Source organism: Mesorhizobium sp. P2_D1 (assembly GCF_056404455.1).
In genome coordinates, this window is the sequence record NZ_JBFUDZ010000006.1 from 59,680 (window position 1) to 79,803 (window position 20,124).

Annotated in this window: 15 protein-coding genes and 1 tRNA gene; 5 read left to right on the forward strand and 11 right to left on the reverse strand. The window is 63.5% G+C overall.

Annotation, left to right across the window (positions count from 1 at the left end):
* Window positions 1-10: 10 nt before the first annotated feature.
* From AC1D0I_RS07590 to thrC, 4 genes are read right to left on the reverse strand one after another with little or no spacing between them, the layout of a single operon-like run.
* Entirely contained in the window at window positions 11-2,899 is a 2,889-nt protein-coding gene (locus AC1D0I_RS07590; protein ID WP_477283635.1) for an EAL domain-containing protein, read from the reverse strand.
* Window positions 2,900-2,901: 2 nt separating this feature from the next.
* Window positions 2,902-3,498, reverse strand: coding sequence for a GNAT family N-acetyltransferase (locus tag AC1D0I_RS07595; protein ID WP_477394124.1), 597 nt, complete (start codon window positions 3,496-3,498; stop codon window positions 2,902-2,904).
* Between the two features lie 15 nt (window positions 3,499-3,513).
* Window positions 3,514-4,806, reverse strand: coding sequence for a M16 family metallopeptidase (locus tag AC1D0I_RS07600; RefSeq protein ID WP_095091948.1), 1,293 nt, complete (start codon window positions 4,804-4,806; stop codon window positions 3,514-3,516).
* Window positions 4,807-4,820: 14 nt separating this feature from the next.
* Entirely contained in the window at window positions 4,821-6,218 is a 1,398-nt protein-coding gene (gene thrC / locus AC1D0I_RS07605; RefSeq protein ID WP_477394126.1) for a threonine synthase, read from the reverse strand.
* A gap of 127 nt (window positions 6,219-6,345) precedes the next feature.
* Between thrC and AC1D0I_RS07610 the strand changes: the two genes are divergently transcribed.
* A complete protein-coding gene (locus AC1D0I_RS07610) occupies window positions 6,346-7,086 on the forward strand; it encodes a hypothetical protein (RefSeq protein ID WP_477394127.1) in 741 nt (246 codons plus the stop codon).
* Between the two features lie 25 nt (window positions 7,087-7,111).
* Here the strand turns inward: AC1D0I_RS07610 and AC1D0I_RS07615 are convergent, their stop codons facing one another.
* Entirely contained in the window at window positions 7,112-7,801 is a 690-nt protein-coding gene (locus AC1D0I_RS07615; RefSeq protein WP_457154649.1) for an HAD family hydrolase, read from the reverse strand.
* A 174-nt stretch (window positions 7,802-7,975) separates the two neighbouring features.
* Between AC1D0I_RS07615 and AC1D0I_RS07620 the strand changes: the two genes are divergently transcribed.
* The gene (locus AC1D0I_RS07620) at window positions 7,976-9,109 is read left to right on the forward strand and encodes a DNA methyltransferase (protein ID WP_477307346.1); all 1,134 of its coding nucleotides are present in this window, start codon (window positions 7,976-7,978) and stop codon (window positions 9,107-9,109) included.
* Window positions 9,110-9,175: 66 nt separating this feature from the next.
* On the opposite strand, the gene AC1D0I_RS07625 is transcribed toward AC1D0I_RS07620, so the two are convergent.
* Together AC1D0I_RS07625 and mutY are read right to left on the reverse strand one after the other, a co-directional pair.
* On the reverse strand, window positions 9,176-9,787 hold the full coding sequence (locus tag AC1D0I_RS07625) for an HAD family hydrolase (RefSeq protein ID WP_477394129.1): 612 nt from the start codon (window positions 9,785-9,787) through the stop codon (window positions 9,176-9,178).
* The gene (gene mutY / locus AC1D0I_RS07630; RefSeq protein ID WP_477394131.1) at window positions 9,780-10,913 is read right to left on the reverse strand and encodes an A/G-specific adenine glycosylase; all 1,134 of its coding nucleotides are present in this window, start codon (window positions 10,911-10,913) and stop codon (window positions 9,780-9,782) included. Before mutY ends, AC1D0I_RS07625 begins: the two co-directional genes overlap by 8 nt.
* A gap of 48 nt (window positions 10,914-10,961) precedes the next feature.
* On the opposite strand from mutY, the gene AC1D0I_RS07635 reads away from it, so the two are divergent.
* From AC1D0I_RS07635 to smc, 3 genes are all read left to right on the forward strand, one after another.
* Window positions 10,962-11,462, forward strand: a complete 501-nt coding sequence (locus AC1D0I_RS07635; protein WP_477394133.1) for a DUF721 domain-containing protein — start codon at window positions 10,962-10,964, stop codon at window positions 11,460-11,462.
* A gap of 142 nt (window positions 11,463-11,604) precedes the next feature.
* The gene (locus AC1D0I_RS07640; RefSeq protein ID WP_095091955.1) at window positions 11,605-12,348 is read left to right on the forward strand and encodes a DsbA family protein; all 744 of its coding nucleotides are present in this window, start codon (window positions 11,605-11,607) and stop codon (window positions 12,346-12,348) included.
* A 117-nt stretch (window positions 12,349-12,465) separates the two neighbouring features.
* Complete coding sequence (gene smc, locus AC1D0I_RS07645; RefSeq protein ID WP_477394135.1) at window positions 12,466-15,924, forward strand: chromosome segregation protein SMC; 3,459 nt, start codon at window positions 12,466-12,468, stop codon at window positions 15,922-15,924.
* A 125-nt stretch (window positions 15,925-16,049) separates the two neighbouring features.
* Here smc and AC1D0I_RS07650 read toward each other — a convergent pair whose 3' ends face one another.
* From AC1D0I_RS07650 to AC1D0I_RS07665, 4 genes are all read right to left on the reverse strand, one after another.
* Window positions 16,050-18,140 (reverse strand): O-antigen ligase family protein, encoded by a 2,091-nt coding sequence (locus tag AC1D0I_RS07650; protein ID WP_477394137.1) that lies wholly within the window; start codon window positions 18,138-18,140, stop codon window positions 16,050-16,052.
* 464 nt (window positions 18,141-18,604) lie between these two features.
* A complete protein-coding gene (locus tag AC1D0I_RS07655) occupies window positions 18,605-19,285 on the reverse strand; it encodes a Crp/Fnr family transcriptional regulator (RefSeq protein WP_477394139.1) in 681 nt (226 codons plus the stop codon).
* Between the two features lie 199 nt (window positions 19,286-19,484).
* Window positions 19,485-19,559, reverse strand: a tRNA-Gln gene (locus tag AC1D0I_RS07660).
* Window positions 19,560-19,686: 127 nt separating this feature from the next.
* Window positions 19,687-20,031 carry a VOC family protein gene (locus AC1D0I_RS07665; RefSeq protein WP_095091959.1) on the reverse strand — a complete coding sequence of 115 codons (345 nt, stop codon included), beginning with the start codon at window positions 20,029-20,031 and terminating at the stop codon, window positions 19,687-19,689.
* Window positions 20,032-20,124: the final 93 nt, after the last annotated feature.

Sequence of the window (20,124 nt, forward strand, 5' to 3'; positions counted from 1 at the left end):
CACAGAGGTCTCAGGCTTGCGTCAGCGGATACTGCTCTTTCAGCGTCTTCAGCACCTGGTCGCCCGGCATCGGCGCGCCGAACATGAAGCTTTGCACATATTCGCAGCCCATCTGGCGCAGCTCCAGCGCGTCGCGTTCGTCTGAAATGCCCTCGGCGACCACGGACAGTCCGAGTTCATGCGCCATGTTGACCATGGATTTGAGCAGCACCGCGCGTTTGGGGGTGTTGTCGTCGACAAAGCTCTTGTCGATCTTGATCGTGTCGAAGGGAAAACGCGTCAGATAAGCCAGTGAGGAATAGCCGGTGCCGAAATCATCCAGCGACAGGCCGATGCCGAGCTGTTTCAGCTTGGTCAGCACATGGGCCGTCTGCTCGGGATTATCCATCACCAGCGATTCAGTGAGCTCGAGCCGGAAACAGCGCGGCTTCAGATTGGCGCGTGCGATGACCGAGCGGACGTCGCTGACCAGGTCGCGGCGGATGAGCTGGCGGCTGGACAGGTTGACCGAGACCGACAGCGGCGCGTCGCCGATCTGCTTTTGCCATCCGGCGAGGTCCTCGGCCGCCTGCTGCATGGCGAACAGGCCGAGTTGCACGATCAGCCCGCAGCTTTCGGCGACCGGGATGAAATCCGCCGGCGGGATCATGCCGCGGCGTGGATGGTCCCAGCGCAGCAAGGCCTCGAAGCCGGCGACGCTGCCATCCTCCAGCCGCACGATCGGCTGATAGGCGAGCGTGAATTCGCGCCGCTCGATGGCGCGGCGCAGGTCGGATTCGAACTGCAGCCTGTCGGTGCCGACGGTGCGGAAGGCCGGGCGGAACGGCTCGATCCTGTCGCCGCCGAAGCGCTTGGCCTGATGCATGGCAAGCTCGGCATCCTTGACCATGTCCTCGGCCGACATCTGCGTCGAGTTCCAGGTGATCAGTCCGATCGATGCGGTCAGCACGATCTCGCGCTTGGCGAAGGTGATCGGGTTGTTGATGGCATGCTTGATGGCATCGGCGACGGCGGCGATGCGGGACGGATCCTGTTCGGACAACAGCATCAGCGCGAACTGGTCGCCGGCAAAGCGCGACAGCGAATCCTTCGGCTTGAGCAGCCGGTGCAGCCGGCGCGCAATGGTCAAAAGGATGGTGTCGCCGGCCGAGATGCCGAGCCCGTCATTGACCTGCTTGAAACGGTCGATGTCGATGACGAAGACGGTCGGGCGCACTTTCTCCTCGGTGCGGGCGATCGAGATGACCGCTTCCAGCCGGTTCATCAACAGTTCGCGGTTCGGCAGCCCGGTCAAATTGTCGTGCACGGCATCGTGCAGCAGACGCTCCTCGGATTTCTTCTGCTCGGTGACGTCGACCATGGTGCCGACGCAGCGAATGACTTCGCCGTCCGACCCGATCACCGGCCGCGCGCGCAGCGAGAACCAGTGATAGTGGCCGTCGGCACCGCGTAGGCGGAAGTTCTGTGACACCCGGCCGCGCCGGTGTTCCAGCACCACGTCGAGCGTCGTTCGGAAGGTGTCGCGGTCGTCGGCATGCAGCACCGGCAGCCAGTTGCGAGCGGCACCGCCAAGGCTGTTTGGCGCCAGGCCGAGCTGGATGCTGACATCGGGCTTGGTGACGACGCGGTCGCGCAGCACGTCCCAGTCCCACACAGTATCGCCCGATCCGGCCACTGCCAGCGCCTGCCGCTCGAGGTCGGAGAACAGGCCCTGGTGCAGCGCGCCGCCGGCAAAGGCGTGCTGCATGACGGTGAAGCCGATCAGAAGGATGATCAGGATCAGCCCGCCACCCAATGCCGGCTGGGCGATGTCGTTGTCGAGCATGCCGGTGATCGCCATCCACGACCCGCACAGCCACAACAGCACCATGACCCAACTGGGCACCAGCATGATGGCGCGGTCGTAGCCGCGTATGCCGAGGAAGATGATCAGGCCGAGCCCGGTCAGCGCGGTGGCGGCGAAGGACAGCCTGGCGATGCCGGCGGCGACGGCCGGATCGACGATGGCGACGCCGGCGATCAGCAGCAGTCCAAGGATCCAGACCAGCGCGCCATAGCTGAAATGGCCGTGCCATCGGTTGAGGTTGAGATAGGCGAACAGGAACACCACGAAGGTTCCCGCCAGTGCCACCTCCGTTCCCGCTCGCCACATCTGCTCGTTGCCGGGCGAGATCTCGATGATCTTGTTGAGGAAGCCGAAATCGACGCAGATATAGGCCAGCACCGCCCAGGCGAGCGCCGCGGTCGCCGGGAACATCGAGGTTCCCTTGACCACGAAAAGGATGGTCAGGAACAGAGCCAGCAGGCCGGCGATGCCGATGACGATGCCGCGAAACAGCGTATAGGAATTGACCGAGTCCTTGTAGGATTCCGGGTCCCACAAATAGACCTGCGGCAGTTTCGGCGAAGCCAGTTCGGCGATGAAGGTGATCACCGTGCCCGGGTTCAGCGTCACCCGGAACACGTCGGCGTCGGGGCTGGTCTGGCGGTCGAGAGCGAAGCCCTCGCTGGGGGTGATCGCGGCGATGCGCGTCGAGCCGAGATCGGGCCAGAAGATGCCGGAATTCACCAGTCGGAAATGCGGCGCGACGATCAGCCGGTCGAGCTGCTGGTCGGTGGTGTTGGCCAGCGCGAAGACCGCCCAGTCGCCGGTCGAACGCGCATCATTGGCCTCGACCTCGATGCGCCGCACGATGCCGTCCGGTCCGGGAGCGGTCGACACCTGGAAATTCTCGCCCTGGTTCCGGTAGATCTCGACGGCGCCCGAAAGGTCGAGCGCGACGTCGTCGCGGGCAATCTTGATCGGTTCGACGGCGAAGGCCGACGATGCCGCGCACAGCGTCAGGATTGTCGCGAGGACAAAGGCGAACAGCGGCCCTTTTCGCAGGAAATTCGTCAAAATCAGTCCTTCGTTCCAGCGCCCGGCGGATCGTCCGAGATCCGGGCGTAGAGGTAGTGGTCCTGCCAGATGCCGTTGATCCTGAGATAGGATCGCAGAAGTCCTTCGCGCCGGAATCCGGCTTTTTCAAGCACGCGGATCGACCGGGCGTTGTCGGGAATACAGGCCGCTTCGATCCGGTGCAACCTCAGCGTATCGAAGGCGAAGCGCGTCACCACCTTGACCGCGTCGGTCATCAGGCCACGACCGCCAAAGCGCTCGCCGATCCAATAGCCGACATGGCCGCTTTGCGAGACGCCATGGCGTATGTTGCCGAGCGTGATGCCGCCCGCCAGCTTGCCGCTGCTCTTTTCGAAGATGAAGAMGGCGATCGCAGTTCCCTGCGCATAGTCTTCGCGGTAGCGGCTGATGCGCAGCCGCCAGGCGGTGCGGTCGAGTTCGTCGGGAGTCCAGCGTGGCTCCCATGGCTCGAGAAAGGCACGGCTTTCGCCACGCACCGCCGCCCATTCGCGATAGTCATTCGTGAAGGGCACGCGCAGCATGACGTGGTCACCCTTCAGCGCCGGCAGGTCACGGCGAAAGAAAGGGAGCGCGAACACGACGCTTTGAGGGACTTAGACGGCGAGCTTGCGGGTCGCGGTCTGCGTGCCCGCAAGCGAATCGAGGATCGCCTCGTATGGCGCCAGCGTACCCACAGGCCCGACAGCTGTAAGCGTCGGCTTGGTCGAGAACAGCCGCGACGACAGGTCGGTCAGCCGCTCGATCGTGAGCGCCGACAGCCGTTCCATCAGTTCCTCCTTGGCGATCGGCCGGCCGAACAGAAGCAGCTGCCGCGCGATCTGCGAGGCGCGGCTGGCCGGGCTTTCGGCGGACATGATCAGCCCGGCGCGATATTGGGCGCGCGCCCGGTCGAGTTCTTCCTGCAGGATCTTCTCGCCGGCCTTCTGCAGTTCGTCGATGATGACCGGCACCAGTTCGGCGATGTCGCTCTGGCCGGTCGCGGCATGGACGCCGAAGACGCCGGTGTCGGAAAAGCCCCAGTGGAAGGCATAGACCGAATAGCACAGGCCGCGCTTTTCGCGGACTTCCTGGAAAAGACGCGACGACATGCCGCCGCCGAGGATCATCGACAGCACCTGCGAGGCATAGAAGTCGCGCACATGATAGGCGCGGCCCTCGAAGCCCAGCACGATCTGCGCGTCCATCAGGTCGCGGTCCTCACGGAAGTCGCCGCCGACATATTGCGCATATTGCGGGATGGTGCTGTCGGCCTTGCTGCGGAAGCCGCCGAGTTGCTTTTCGACCTCGCGCACGAAATTGTCGTGCTTGATGTCGCCGGCAGCGACGATCACCATGCGCTCGGCGCCGTATTGCCGTTCGATGAAATCGTGCAACTGCTTCGATGTGAAGGATTTGACGGTTTCCGGCGTGCCCAGGATCGAGCGACCGATCGTCTGGTGGCGGAAGGCTGTCTCGGTGAAACGGTCGAAGACGATGTCGTCGGGCGTGTCGTGTGCGGCGCCGATCTCCTGCAGGATCACATGCTGCTCGCGTTCGAGCTCCTGCGGGTCGAACTCGGACTCCTGCAGGATGTCGGCAAGAATGTCGACGGCCAGCGGAACGTCGTCGGAGAGCACCCTGGCATAGTAGGAGGTGGTCTCGACGCTGGTGGCGGCGTTGATCTCGCCGCCGACGTCCTCGATCTCCGAGGCGATTTCGAAGGCGCTTCGCCTTTTCGTGCCCTTGAACGCCATGTGCTCGAGCAGATGGGCCATGCCATGCTCTTCGTCACGTTCATTGCGGGCACCTGACTTGACCCAGGCACCAAGGGCAACCGATTCGATGCTTTGAAGGGTTTCGGTGGCGACTGTCAGGCCGTTCGACAGACGGCTTACCTCAACACCCATATGGCTACTACTCCCTAACGCGCCGCCCGCGCGCGGCGGCCGACGTAATCTTCCACCATTTTCAGGTCGGATGGAAGTACCGTGTATTTTTCCTCCGATGTCATCAACCCACCTAGCCATGCGGGCAGTGCGGGCGAGACGCCGCTGGCGGCTTCGACTGCGGCCGGGAACTTTGCCGGATGGGCGGTCCCAAGCACCACCATCGGCACCGCGCCTGAAGCCTTGCCCGCCGCGACATGCACGGCTGCCGCGGTGTGCGGATCGAGCAGGTAGTTGCTGCCGGCGAGCGTCGAACGGATGGTGGCGGCGACCTCGTCCATGGTTGCGCGGCCGGCGTCGAATTCCGACCGCATCCCAGAGATTTGCTGGGTTTCGATGGTGAAAGCGCCCGACTGCTTGAGACTGTCCATGTAGCGCCGCACGGTCGCGGCGTCACGGTTGGAAGCCTCGAACAGCAGGCGTTCGAAATTCGACGACACCTGGATGTCCATTGACGGCGAAGTGGTCGCAAAGACGCCTTTGGTGCGGTATTCGCCGGTTGCGAAAGTGCGCGCCAGGATGTCGTTGTCGTTGGTGGCGATGATCAGCCGCTCGATCGGCAGGCCCATCTTTTTGGCGGCATAGCCGGCGAAGATATCGCCGAAATTGCCGGTGGGCACAGTGAAGGAGACTGGCCTGTCCGGCGCGCCCAACGACAGCGCCGAGGAGAAATAATAGACGATCTGGGCCATGATGCGGGCCCAGTTGATTGAATTGACGCCCGAAAGCGCAACCCGGTCGCGAAAGCCGTGATCGTTGAACATGTCCTTGAGCAGGCCCTGGCAATCGTCGAAATTGCCTTCGATGGCCAGCGCATGAACATTTTGCGCGGTCGACGTCGTCATCTGCCGCTGCTGCACCGGCGAGACGCGGCCATGCGGGAAAAGGATGAAGATATCGGTGCGGCTGCGCCCGGCAAAGGCATCGATGGCGGCCCCGCCGGTATCGCCCGAGGTGGCGCCGACAATGGTGGCGTGCTGGTCGCGTTCGGCAAGCACATGGTCCATCAGCCGGGCCAGAAGCTGCATCGCCACGTCCTTGAAGGCGAGCGTCGGCCCGTGGAAGAGTTCCAGGATGAAGGTGTTGGGGCCGGTCTGCACCAGCGGGCAGACGGCCTCGTGGCGGAAGGTGGCATAGGCTTCGCGGACCAGGCGCTCGAAGACGGGCGCCGGGATTTCGTCGCCAAGGAAGGGCGACAGCACGCGGATTGCGAGATCAGGATAGGCAAGGCCGCGCATGGCGCGGATCTCGGCAGCGGAAAACTGCGGCCACTCGCGCGGCACGTAGAGCCCCCCGTCGCGCGCCAGGCCAGCCAGCACGGCGTCCGAAAATCCAAGCACGGGCGCTTCCCCGCGGGTACTCACATAGCGCATGTCACAAATCCGTTACCGTTGGGTTTTCCGTTCACCACAAGGTGGTTAATTTCTGCGCTGGCTCAGTCGCATTTTTGCCGCGCGGTTGATATACGTCACCAGCTTTGCGAGAGGGAAGTGCAGTTTCATGGCGTTTCGTACATTCAGTGGCCGCTTTTTGGCGGGTCTTGCGCTTGCCAGCTTTATGCTCGCCGCCGCCGGCTGCCAATCGAGCGACAATGGCATCCTGGACCTCGGCTTCGGCAAGAAGGATCCGACAGCGCCGCCGCCGCCACAGGATCCCAAGGTCCTGTCCAGCCAGTTGCAGGCCTATTGTCCCAGAGTGACGGTGCGCGACGGCACGGCCTTCTTCAACACCTATGCCAAGGGCGTGCAGAAGCCCAAGTCGAAGGCCATGCGCAAGCCGAGGAACCAGGCCGAGGCCGAGCAACAGGCGCAGGAGGCGCAGGCCGCGGCTGACGCCGCTGCGACACCGCCGGACGAGTCTGCGAACATCATCTACCAGGCGTCGATCAGCGACGTGACCCGTGATTGCCTGCGCGCCAACGGGCAGTTGACGATGAAGATCGCGGTCGCCGGCAAGGTTGTGCCCGGACCGAAATTTTCCCCCGGCACCATCACCATGCCGATCCGYATCGCSGTSATGCAYGGCACGGAYGTKCTCTAYTCGCAGATCCAYCCSTATCAGATCCAGGTCACCGACCCGTCGGTCGCGACGCAGTTTGTCTTCACAGATTCCAATGTCGTCGTGCCCGAACCGTCGGCGCAGGACTATCAGGCCTTTGCCGGATATGATGAAAACGCGCCGAAGGGGACGACGGACAAGCCGAAGAAGAATCGCAAGAAGAAGGCTGTCGAGACGAACTAGTCTCGCGCGTTGCCACACACGTCTCTCAGGCGTCAGCCGACCACTCCGACAGCGCGGCAATCACGCTTTTCAGCTCCGCCCAGCGCCGAATGACCGTCTCGGCGCCGGCTTCCGTCAAGGCGTCGGCATGACCGGGATAGCTGTGGCCGGCGCCGGTGAAGCCGATCACGCGCATGCCGGCCGTCCTGGCGCCGTGGACGCCGTGCACGGAATCCTCGATGACGAATGTGTTCGCCGGCTTGGCGTTGAGTTTCTCCGCAGCGAACAGGAACACGTCGGGCGCCGGCTTGGTCTTCTTGCTTGGTATCTCCAGGGCCGAGAAGATCCGGCCGGTGAAAAACGGCAGTAGGTGCACCTTCTCTAGCATGAATTCGATCCGCTCGGAGCGYGAATTCGAGCAGACGCAGTGCGGAGCGGTGACCGCGGCGACCGCCTCGCGCACGCCGTCGATGGCGCGGACGTCGCTGCGCAATTTGCGATCGACGAGGTCTTCGGCGCGGTCGATCAGCGAGGCCTGGAACGGGATGCTGGACTTCTCCTCGACCCGCATCATGATGTCCTTGAAGGTCAGTCCGGCGTAGGTCTCGGCGAGTTCCTCAGCCGATATTTCGTAGCCGGCCAAGGTCAGCAGTTCCGCCTCGACCCGCGCGGCGACGATTTCGGAATCGACGAGCACGCCGTCGCAATCGAAGATGACAAGGTCTGGCTGGGGCATGGTGATCCGGACGGTTGGGAGAAGGAAGGGCCAGGGAAGGCTCAGGCGGCGCGGCATACACCAACAGGGCCGCCTTCGCAAATTTGGAGATCCGCAGTGGCCTTCACCGAATATTTACGCTGATCGGTAACCATAACAGAGAGTAAAACTGTAACGCGTGCCTCGGGTGTCAGAATGTCTGCCGTGCGTCTTCTCGACGAGCTATCCCACGCCCCCCAGCAATCCGAATGGCTGGACACGATCCTCAAGGGTGACTGCGTTGCCGCGCTCGATCGGCTGCCGGAAAAGTCGATCGACGTCATTTTCGCCGATCCGCCCTACAATCTTCAGCTCGATGGTGACCTGCACCGGCCCGACCAGTCGAAGGTCGATGCCGTCGACGACGATTGGGACCAGTTCGAGAGCTTCGAGGCCTACGACGCCTTCACCCGCGCCTGGCTGCTGGCGGCGCGGCGGGTGCTGAAGCCCAATGGCACCATTTGGGTCATCGGCTCTTATCACAACATCTTCCGGGTCGGCGCCAAGATGCAGGACCTGGGCTTCTGGATCCTCAACGACGTCGTCTGGCGCAAGACCAATCCGATGCCGAATTTCCGTGGCCGTCGGTTCCAGAATGCGCATGAGACGATGATCTGGGCGTCGCGCGACCAGAAGGGCAAGGGCTACACCTTCAACTACGAAGCCATGAAGGCCTCGAACGACGACATCCAGATGCGCTCCGACTGGCTGTTTCCGATCTGCACCGGCGGCGAGCGGCTGAAGAACGACAATGGCGACAAGCTGCATCCGACGCAGAAGCCGGAAGCGCTGCTCGCTCGCATCATGATGGCCTCGACCAAACCGGGCGACATCGTGCTCGACCCGTTCTTCGGCTCAGGCACCACCGGCGCGGTGGCCAAGCGGCTTGGCCGCCATTTCGTCGGCATCGAGCGCGAGCAGGCCTATATCGATGCCGCCAACGAGCGCATCGACGCGGTGCGTCCGCTGGACGGCGCCGACCTGACCGTGCTCACCGGCAAGCGCGCCGAGCCGCGCGTCGCCTTCGTCAGCCTCATCGACACCGGGCTAATGGCTCCGGGCGCCACGCTCTACGACGCCAAGAAGCGCTGGGCGGCCAAGGTGCGCGCCGACGGCACCGTGGCGATCGGCGACAGTGCCGGCTCGATCCACAAGATCGGCGCCGAAGTGCAGGGCCTGGATGCCTGCAACGGCTGGACCTTCTGGCACTATGAGCGCAGCGGCGGCCTGACCCCGATCGACGAGCTTCGCCGCATTGCCCGGCTCGGCATGGAGCGGGCAGGGGCCTGAACCCCTGCCAATTGCCACCATTCTCGCTGACGCAAGGTATCAACGGATCGCCGGAAGCGATTCAAATCACGCCATGATTCCGAGGCGTTCAAGGTCTGCCTGAAGCGTCTTGGCATCGGTGAACAGCACCGCTTGCCAGCCGGCCGCCTTGGCGCCGTCGACGTTCTTCTGGCTGTCGTCGATGAACAGCGTGGCCGACGGCTCGAGCCCGAACGCGGCGACGTGATGATCGTAGATGCCGCGATCCGGCTTGATCATCCTGACTTCGCCGGAGATGGTGACGCCGCGTGGCCGTTCGAGAAAATCGAAGCGTTTGCGCGCCTCGGCCAGCGTGTCGGTGGCGAAATTGGTCAGCATGGTCACGTCGTGGCCGCTCTCGATAAGGCCGACCATGATGGCGACACTGTCGTCATAGGCGTGCGGCACCATGTCGTGCCAGTGGCGGCGGAAATTGCGGATGTTTTCCGCGTGATCGGGATGCTCCGCAATCAGCAGCGCCTCGGCCTCTTGCCATGTCCGGCCGCGATCCTGCTCGATGTTCCAGTCATGCGTGCAGACATTGTCGAAGAACCACTTTCTCTCTTCGGCATCCGGAATGAGGCGGCTGAACGGAATATTCGGATCGTAGTGGATCAGCACCCTGCCGATGTCGAAAACGATGTGGCGGATTTCAGTCATGGGGCCTCTTTGCACTGTGTGGCGACGGTTTTTTCGTCGCGCCGGGTATCGCAGCCTCGATTGCCTTTTTCATGACAGTGGGCAGCGCTTCGCCCGAAATGTCTGATGGCAGCGACCAGAAATGGCCGGCCGGCGTCTCGCCATTCGTGTGGGCGAGGAACACGTCGAGCTCAAGCGCGAAGTGCGTGAAAACATGGGCGATCCGCCCCGTGGGCTTCCAGTTGCCGGGAAAGGGTGCCGCCGCTTGCGTGGTGGCGCCATCGATCCGCGCTGTCCAGGCGGTCGTCGGCACTTCGGTCATGCCGCCAAGCAGGCCTTTCTCCGCCCGTTTGCGCAGCAGAACGGCGCCGTCGCCCCGCACGGCGACGAAGGCCGCACCGCGCCGCAGCGGCTTGTCGGCCTTGGGCAGCCGCACCGGGAAATGTTCGGGGTCACCTGAACCCACCGCGCTGCAATCTTCGCGCAGCGGGCACAGCATGCAGCGCGGCCGGCGTGGCGTGCAGATCGTGGCGCCGAGATCCATCATCGCCTGCGCGAAATCGCCCGGCCTTGTCCCTGGCACCATACGCTCGACATGGGCGCGTATCTCGGCCTTGGCTTCGCTCAGCGGTGTTGTGATCGAAAACAGCCGGGAGATGACGCGTTCGACATTGCCGTCGACGACGGCGGCGGGGCGGTCGAAGGCGATCGCGGTGATCGCCGCCGATGTATAGGCGCCGATGCCGGGCAGCTCCCTGAGGCCGGCTTCCGTGTCGGGAAACCGGCCGCCGCGCTGGGCCACCAGGTCGGCGCAGGCCTTGAGATTGCGCGCGCGGGAATAGTAGCCGAGCCTGGCCCAGGCCTTCATCACGTCCTCGGTCGGTGCCGCGGCAAGCGCCCCGACATCAGGCCATTTCTCGACGAAGACGCGAAAATAGGCCTTCACCGCTTCGACAGTGGTTTGCTGCAGCATGACTTCGGACAGCCAGATGCGGTAGGGATCGGGCCGTATTCCGCGCGCATGCTCACGCGGCGTGATGCGCCACGGCAACTCGCGATGATGCACATCGTACCAGCCGAGCAGGCGGGACGCGATGTCGGCACCGAATGGGGGTGTGGTCTTGCGGGTCTGGTCTGCTGGTGCCATTGATCGGGAATTGGCCTTGGCCGATGCTGGTGAGGCTGGAGAACGTACATGGCAGGGAGAACGCCCTACGGCAATCCCGTCCCGGTCAGCGATCTTGCGACCAAAATCCTCGACCCGGTGCTGCGCAAGCGGGCCGGCATTTCGATCGGCCTCGTCCAGTCGTGGGAAGAGATCGCCGGGCCACGCCTTGCCAGCCGCTCGCGTCCCGAAAAGATCCAGTGGCCGCGCCGCATGCATGAAGACGATCCGTTCGAGCCGGCGGTGCTGGTCATCGCCTGTGAAGGCATGGCGGCGCTGCATCTGCAGCACGAGACCGGCGAGATCATCAACCGGGTCAACGCCTTCCTCGGTTTCACCGCCATCAGCCGGATCAGGATCCTGCAGAAGCCGGTGACGGCGGACCAAGGAAAGCGCAAACCGACCTTCAGGCCGCTGACCGCGGCCGAGAAGTCGAAATTGTCCTCGACCGTCGGCCTGGTCGACGATGATGGGCTGCGCGCCTCGCTGGAAAGGCTCGGCGCCACCATTCTGGGCGAAAGGAAGTCATAGATTTGTCGTCAATATCTCGCATTCGTGATCGCCCCTGTCAGGTTTGGCGATTGGATTGGGGATGGAGATGCCTTAATTCGCGCCAACTCTCGCCTTTTCGTGCCTTTGCATTGCAAAATTCAACTCTTGTCAGGTGATTCGTATGAACCGTCCCCCGTTTGGCCAAAGCTTGTCTCGCAGAAACGTCCTGACTTCGCTGGCCGCCATTCCGGCGGTCGCCCTGCTCGCCGCCTGCAGCGACTCTGACGAGCAAGCCAAGGCGGCGGATGTAAAGCCCGCGGACCCGGCCGCGCCTGCGAAGCCGGCCACGCCGGCCGCCGCGACTGCACCGGAAGCCCAGGGCACCGTGGATATGGCTGAACTGCTGAAGCCGGGTGCGCTGCCCGACAAGCAGCTTGGCAAGGACGACGCCAAGGTCACCATCGTCGAATACGCCTCGATGACCTGCCCGCATTGCGCGCATTTCGCCGAGACCACCTTTCCGGACCTGAAGACCAAGTACATCGACACCGGCAAGGCCCGCTACATCCTGCGCGAATTCCCGTTCGATCCGAGCGCTGAAGCCGGATTCATGCTGGCGCGCTGCGCCAAGGATAACTATTTCCCGATGGTGGATGTGCTGTTCAGGCAGCAGGCGAACTGGGTTGGAGTGCCCAATACCAAGGATGCGCTGCTGCAGATCTCCAAGCTGGCCGGTTTTACACAGGAGTCCTTCGAGGCCTGCTTGACGGACCAGAAACTTCTGGACGATGTGAGATCGGTCCAGAAGCGCGGCGCCAATGAATTCAAGGTCGACTCGACACCGACCTTCTTCATCAACGGTAAGACCTACAAGGGGGCGATGTCGATTGCGGAAATGTCGGCCATCATCGACCCCCTGCTCTGACGCTCAGGCAGCATCGAAGCGGCCGCGCCCGGCGCTGGTCGCCCATTTGCCTTGCCGTGGATTTTCCCCGCAAAGCCGCGGCACAACTTTGCTGAATCCGCTTAGCGGGCGGCGCGAATGAAGTTTTCGCGCCTTCGCCTCCTTGGTTTCAAGTCCTTCGTCGAGCCCGGCGAGTTCGTCATCGAGCGCGGCCTGACGGGTATTGTCGGGCCGAATGGCTGCGGCAAGTCGAACCTGGTCGAGGCGCTGCGCTGGGTAATGGGCGAAAGCTCCTACAAGAACATGCGCGCGTCCGGTATGGACGACGTCATCTTCTCCGGCTCGGGCACGCGCCCGGCACGCAACACCGCTGAAGTCACGCTTTTCCTCGACAACAGCGACCGCAGTGCGCCCGCTGCCTTCAACGATGCCGACGAGTTGCAGGTGTCGCGCCGGATTGAACGCGAGGCGGGCTCGCTCTATCGCATCAACGGCAAGGAAGCGCGCGCCAAGGATGTCCAGCTCCTGTTCGCCGACCAGTCGACCGGCGCGCGCTCGCCGTCGATGGTCGGGCAGGGCCGCATCGGCGAACTGATCCAGGCCAAGCCGCAGGCGCGCCGCGCCTTGCTCGAAGAGGCTGCTGGCATTTCCGGCCTGCACACCCGTCGCCACGAGGCCGAGTTGCGGCTGAAGGCGGCCGAGCAGAACCTGGAGCGCCTGGACGACGTCGTCGGCGAGCTGGAAAGCCAGATCGAAAGCCTGAAGCGCCAGGCGCGCCAGGCATCGCGCTTCAAGAACCTGTCGGCCGATATCCGCAAGGCGGAAGCGACGCTGCTGCATCTGCGCTGGACACTGGCCAAGACACAGGAAGGCGAGGCGCGCTCGGCGCTGGCTGTTGCCACCGCGCTGGTCGGTGACCGCGCCGCAGCCCAGATGGCCGCCGCAAGGGAGCAAGGCATCGGCGCCCACCGGCTGCCGGAGCTGCGCGACGCGGAAGCCGCCGCTGCCGCCGCCTTCCAGCGCCTGTCGATCGCCAAGTCGCAGATCGAGGAGGAAGCCGGCCGCATCCGCGCCCGTCAGGGGGAACTCGAGCGCCGGCTGCAGCAGCTCGACGGCGACATTGCGCGCGAGGAGCGCATGGTCCGCGACAATGCGGATATTCTTGAGCGACTTCGCACCGAAGAAGCCGCGCTCAATTCCGAAAATGCCGGTGCTGCCGAGCGCGAAGCCAGCACCCGCGCGGCTTTCGAACAGGCGGCATCGACGCTTGCGGCAAGCGAAGCCAAACTCGCCGCGCTGACCGCCGAGCGGGCCGAGGCTGCCGCCTCGCGCAACCAGATCGAACGGACGCTGCGCGACACCGCCGAGCGCCGCGACCGTTTCGGCCGTCAGCTTGCCGATGTCGACCGGGAACTGTCTGATATCCTCTCCAAGGTCGCCGGCCTGCCGGATCCGGCCGAGAAGCGCATGCTGGTCGAACAGGCGATGGCGCTGCTGGATGAGGCCGAGGCTGCCGTGGCGCAGGCCGAGCAATCGGTCATCGATGCCCGCGCCAGCGAAAGCGCTGCCCGGCCGCCGCTGCAGGATGCCAGAGCCGAGTTGGCACGCATCGAGACCGAAGCGCGCACGCTGGCCAAGATCCTGAATGCCGCCAGCGGCGATCTCTTCCCAGCCGTGCTGGAGCAGATCAGCGTCGAGCGTGGCTTCGAGACGGCGCTGGGTGCGGCGCTTGGCGAAGATCTCGACGTGCCGCTCGACCGCAGCGCACCGGTGCATTGGGGCGAAAGCGAGATCCAGCCCGGCGACGCGGCTCTGCCTGAAGGCGTCAGGAGCCTTGCCAGCGTCGTTCACGCGCCGGCACAGCTTGCCCGCCGCCTGGCGCAGATCGGTATCGTTGTATCAGGCGATGGCCGCCGGCTGCAGGCGCTTCTTGCTCCCGGCCAGCGGCTGGTCAGCCGCGAGGGCGCGCTCTGGCGCTGGGACGGCTTTACCGCCAGTGCCGATGCGCCCACCGCGGCCGCGCAAAGGCTGGCGCAGAAGAACCGGCTGGCTGAACTTGATGCCGAAGCGGTGCAGGCGACGCTCGTCCTGCGCCAGGCCGAGGAGGCACTGGCCCAGGCCGAACAGGCGCTTCGCCTGGCGAGCGAGACCGAGCGCAACGCGCGCCAGGCTGGGCGTGACGCCCAGCATCGGCTGGACGCCGCCCGCAACGCGCTGGCCGAGGCCGAAAAGGCCGGCGGCGAATTGGCGAGCCGGCGCGCGGCACTGGATGAGGCGCGCGCCCGCATCGTCGATAGCCATGAAGAGACCTCGTCGGCCTTCGCCGAGGCCGAAATGCTGCTGCAGGACGCGCCCGATCTCGGCGATTTGCAATTGCAGCTCGAACAGTCCGCAGCCAATGTCGCCCGCGATCGCGCCACGCTTGCCGATGCGCGTGCCGTGCATGAGGGGCTGCGCCGCGAAGCCGAGGCGCGCACGCGCCGGCTCGATGCCATTGGCGCCGAGCGTAGCAACTGGCTGGAGCGGGCCGAAAACGCCTCGACGCAGATCGCATCGCTTGGCGAACGCAAGGCCGAGGCCGAGGCCGAACGCGAGCGGCTGGCCGATGCGCCCGATGAAATCGACGCCAAGCGGCGCGCCTTGCTGTCACAGTTGACGGAGGCCGAGACCTTGCGCAAGGCCGCCGCCGACCGTCTGCAGGAAGCGGAAAACCGGCAATCCGAAATGGACAAGGCGGCCACCGGCGCCATCCAGTCGCTGGCCGAGGCGCGCGAGACCCGCGTCCGCGCCGAAGAGCGGCTGACCGCGGCCGACGAACGCCGGCTGGAGGTCGAGGCGCGCATCCAGGAAACGCTGAACACGCCGCCGCATCTGGTCATCCGCCACACTGGTCTGGAGGCCGACAGCCCGATGCCGGAGATGGCCGAGATCGAGCGCCAGCTCGACCGGCTGAAGATCGAGCGCGAACGGCTCGGCGCCGTCAATCTTCGTGCCGAGGAAGAGCAGAAGGAGCTTTCCGACCGGCTGGAGACGATCGTGTCGGAACGCGAGGACATCATTGAGGCGATCCGCAAGCTCCGGCAAGCGATCCAGAGCCTGAACCGCGAAGGCCGCGAGCGGTTGCTTGCCGCCTTCGACGTGGTCAACAGCCATTTCCAGCGGCTGTTCTCGCATCTGTTCGGCGGCGGCACGGCGGAATTGCAGCTGATCGAATCCGACGATCCGCTCGAGGCCGGGCTTGAAATCCTGGCCCGCCCGCCCGGCAAGAAGCCGCAGACCATGACGCTGCTGTCTGGTGGCGAGCAGGCGTTGACGGCGATGTCGCTGATCTTTGCTGTGTTCCTGACCAATCCGGCGCCGATCTGCGTGCTCGACGAAGTCGACGCACCGCTCGACGATCACAATGTCGAGCGTTTCTGCAATCTGATGGACGAGATGGCCGCCACCACCGAGACGCGTTTCGTCATCATCACCCACAACCCGATCACCATGGCGCGCATGAACCGGCTGTTCGGCGTGACGATGGCCGAGCAGGGTGTCAGCCAGCTCGTCTCGGTCGACCTGCAGGCCGCCGAAGCGATGCGCGAAGCGAGCTGAGCCGTCGCGCGACGCGCCGGCGATCTATAGCGCGTCGCGTTGAAGCGGATTAAGGCGACGCGCTTTAAGCCTTGGTTTTATGCATGTCGTTGCCCCAAACCGGGGCCACTTTTGGGCGACATGCGTCAAAAATAGGTTCTTGGCTCGACAAGGTTCTTCTGCTGGCGAAGGTAGAAACAATAGAAGCCGAACGCGGCAGCGAGCCACATGAAGGCCTCGCCGATAGCCAGCCGGTTGTTCGAATTGCTGAGGACGGTGAGGGCGAAGAAGACCAACGTTGAGATGTAGCAGGACCATACGGCCGGAGCGACAAGCTTGGCCCGCACGGCCAGCACGACCTGCCTGGACGACCAGGCGTAGAGAAAGCCGAAGAACGCCAGCCCGACCACGCCGTAGCGCACGGCTATCTCCAGATAGCCGTTGTGGAAGACGTTGAAGATCATGGGGTGGTAGGTTCTGTTCTGCCATTCGGTGAGCCAGCTGGAACTGGCTCCGAAGATCGGGTGGCGTTTCCAGACCTCGATCGCATCGGCCCACAGCATCAGCCGTTCCCTGGCCGCAACTGGAACCGTATTGCTCGCGATGGCGCGGTCGAAGGCCGGGAGGACGCCATGGCTCAAAGCATCCGAAACCAGGTTCTTGACGAAGATCATGGTGTCGCCGGCGGTGGACCAGAAGATGTTGTGCATGGCGACAACGCTGGCTGCAACGATTGCCAGCACGCCGCCTCCGATCATCAGCTCGCGGCGATGACCTCTCGCCAGCGTCATGATCGCCAGCAGAAGCAGGACGAGCGCGAGCGCAAGCCAGACGCCCTTCGACCGCAGCGCAATGATGTTGGCGAAGGCAAACAGCAGGACGGCTGTCGACAGCGCCCAGTGCAGGCTCCTGGATACCTTGTTCAGGTCCGTTCTTTGGGCCGTGTATGCCATGAATTGCAGCGTGCAAAGGAAGATGAAACCAGCCGCCACCGACGCGTGAATGGGATTGTTGAAAAGCCACGGCTCCGGTCTGGTTCCGTGAAGGATGTCCGAATAGCCGGTGTCCGCCGCCAGGAAGACAAGGCTGAGGATCATGAACCAGAGGACGAGCTGCCCAGGCCGCCTGACAAACAGCAAGAGCGCGAAGCCGGTCGTCGCATAAAACAGCGGAAACAGGTAGATGCCTTCGGCGGCACCCAACTGGTGGGTGCCGAAATAGACGATCGCCAGTCGGATGAAGACATAGAGCGACCAACCCAGGCAGAGCCCGCCGACCCATCCGATCAGTGGCTTGCTGTAGGTCCACAGGTCCCGTCTGAACCAGCGGATGGCCGCGACCGCGGCGAGTGCCATCCCCGCGAAGCGGTAAGTGTCAGCCTCGCGCCAGACCGCGGAGGCCATGGCGAGAATGGCGAATACCGCAAGGACCAGAAGCACTGTGTAGCGCGGCGCGTCGGCCCTGGCATAATCCGGAATTTCGCGCGGCAAGGGCGGCCGCAGCAGGACGTGATGCAGGCGGCTCAACTCGTCCTTGGCCCGGAACGCCCCGGCGTCCAGCCGGCTCGGCCAGGCAAGCCGCGCGAATTTGTAGCTGCCCGAGGGGCCGGCTATGCCGGAAATCTTGCTGCTGGCGGCGAAGCCGAGCACGTTTTTGCGGACCGAATAGACTTTCAGGCCGGTATCCCAAAATCGTTCGAGTGCGACGTCCCACGGCATTTTCATCACCGCGAGCGCCGACAACAGCCCTTGCGCGCCCTCCCGCGTCACCAGATAGGCCGCGGCCGAGCCCTGCGGGCCATGCAGCGCGCGACCGATCTCGTCGCCTTCCGTCGTCTCGACGGCGCGCATGAAGAAGCTCATGCGATGGTTGTTTAGCTTGATGACGTCGAAATCCGGCACCGCGGCGATGATGGCCTGGATGCGCCGCATGGTGTTTTCGCTGAAGAGGACGTCGTCCTCTACAATCAGGCCATAGGCGCTGCCACCGGCCAGGAACGTTTCCAGCGCCTGGATGTGGCTGCGGTAACAGGCATATTCGCCGGGCAGAATGTCGCGCCCGCTCAACTTGCGCGCGGTTGGAAGATCGATCTCCGTCCAGTCCGCCTTGGCAAGCGCGCGGCCGTCGATAGCCGCAATGCGCTGCAAGGTCAGGCCGGCCGCTTCGGCGCTGGCGAGCAATTCGCTCCAGCGACCGGTCTCGCGATCGAGGTTGATGGCGAAGATGGGAAGGTTCATTGAAGTTCCATTTTGACCGCCACCCGTCTTGGTGGAATCTTCGATGACCTTGTATGGAAAAGAGGGAGATGTTCAAGGCTATACTGTTGAGGCTATGTGCATGCTTTCGAACGGCCAGCTTGAAGAGATCGTCCGAGTTCGCGTGCGCCATCACATGGCCACCACGCATCATGGTCGCCGAAAGGCGGTGCTGAGTGGGGCGGACGATGCACAAGCCCTCCGTGCATGACTATGGAATACGGGGGCCGGCGCGTCCGCTTGCGGGGGGTGCGGGACGGACGCGCCGACGTCACCAACAACGCCGAGCCATCTTTCTGACTCGCACGACCGCGGTCGGTACGCCGGCAGTCATGCCGTTGCCTCGCCGAGATGGTCTTAGGTTGTAGGTCCGGTCCGGAGGGTGGGACCGCCCCTAAAATATAACATCCGCGCAGGTGACTTGGCTGTTCCACACAGAACAGTCCTCAACGGTCCCTGTCCCTTAGGTGAGGATTGTCGTGCAGGACCACGTTCAGGAGGGAGTTATGAACCTCCAGATCTCCATTGTAATGGATGAACCCGAGCTTGCGGAACTTGTTCATGAACGTGCTGACGCGCGACCTGGTGGTGCCAACCATCTCCGCGAGCGTCTCCTGGCTTATCTTCGGGATGACAGGCTGAGGGTTCCCCTCCCTGCCAAAGTTTGCCATCAGAAGGARCAATCTCGCCAGACGCTTCTCACTCGAATTGAAAAGCTGGTCTACCAGGTCCTCTTCGACGCGGGCGTTCCTCGCCAGCAAATAGGACATGAACATCTCTGAGAACTTCGGCTCCTCCCGCAGCACCCGCGTGATTGATGCTTTATCAAGCCGCGTAATGACGCTGTCCAACATCGCGGAAACTGTAGCCAACCGCAGCGGCTGGCCGGACAAGCAGCCTTCGCCGAAGAAGTCCCCGCTCTCATGGAGAGCGACGATCGCTTCCTTGCCCTGCTCCGATACGATGCAGACTTTGACCTTGCCCTTCTGGATGTAGAAGACGGAATCCGCCGGGTCGCCCTGCGAATAGACAGTCTCATTCTTGCGATACGTCGCCACAGTCCTCCCGCCGTCGACCGTATTGAGGAAGACGTTCACGTTGAATGGGCGCTTGTCGGTCCTGGCCACGACGGGTCTCAACTTCGGTAAGGTGATATTTTAGCGCAGGTCGCGCGTTCGGAAAATCACCTGGATTAATGAGGGCAGCCCGCTTCGGCGACTGTCATGCCACACGTGGGAACTGGCCCTGGTCATTGGCCGGACAGATCATAAATCGCTGCTGCCCTATCCGAGAGATGGGTGATGTTCCAGGATGGCCAGAAAAGTATGGCTGGGGCGCCAGGATTCGAACCTGGGAATGTCGGTACCAAAAACCGATGCCTTACCACTTGGCGACGCCCCAATTGCCGTCAGAGTCGCTTGTGCGGCGCGTTCTTAGCAGAGCAGCCGAAAAGCACAATCCTTATGAGCGACGATGGGAACGTCCAAAATGGGCAGGCAACGCAGCGCTGCCAGATGACATGCGATGGCTATTCGGCCCACACCGCCATCTCGTTTCCGGCCGGATCGACAAAGTGAAAGCGCCGGCCCCCGGGGAACGAGAAGATCGGCTTGACGATCGTGCCACCGGCACTTTCGACGGCGTCGAGTGTCGCTTCCAGATCCCTGCTGTAGAGCACGGGCAGCGGCTTGGCGGGGGCTTCCGCCGCGTCGGCCTGGAAGCCTCCGTCCAACCCCTCGGCAAAGGCTGAGTAGGTCGGTCCATAGTCGGTGAACGACCAGGCAAAGGCAGCGCTGTAGAAAGCCTTGAGCCGGTCCAGCGTTCCGCCGGTCGCCGGCATTTCCAGGTAATCGAGTTTTCCGTGTAGTTTCATGGCGCACCTTTGTTCCTGTTATGTTCTATTCCAAAAGCTCCGGAATGGCAAGTCTTTTTGCCGCATCCTTGGACAGAGCTTTTGCTTAATCGA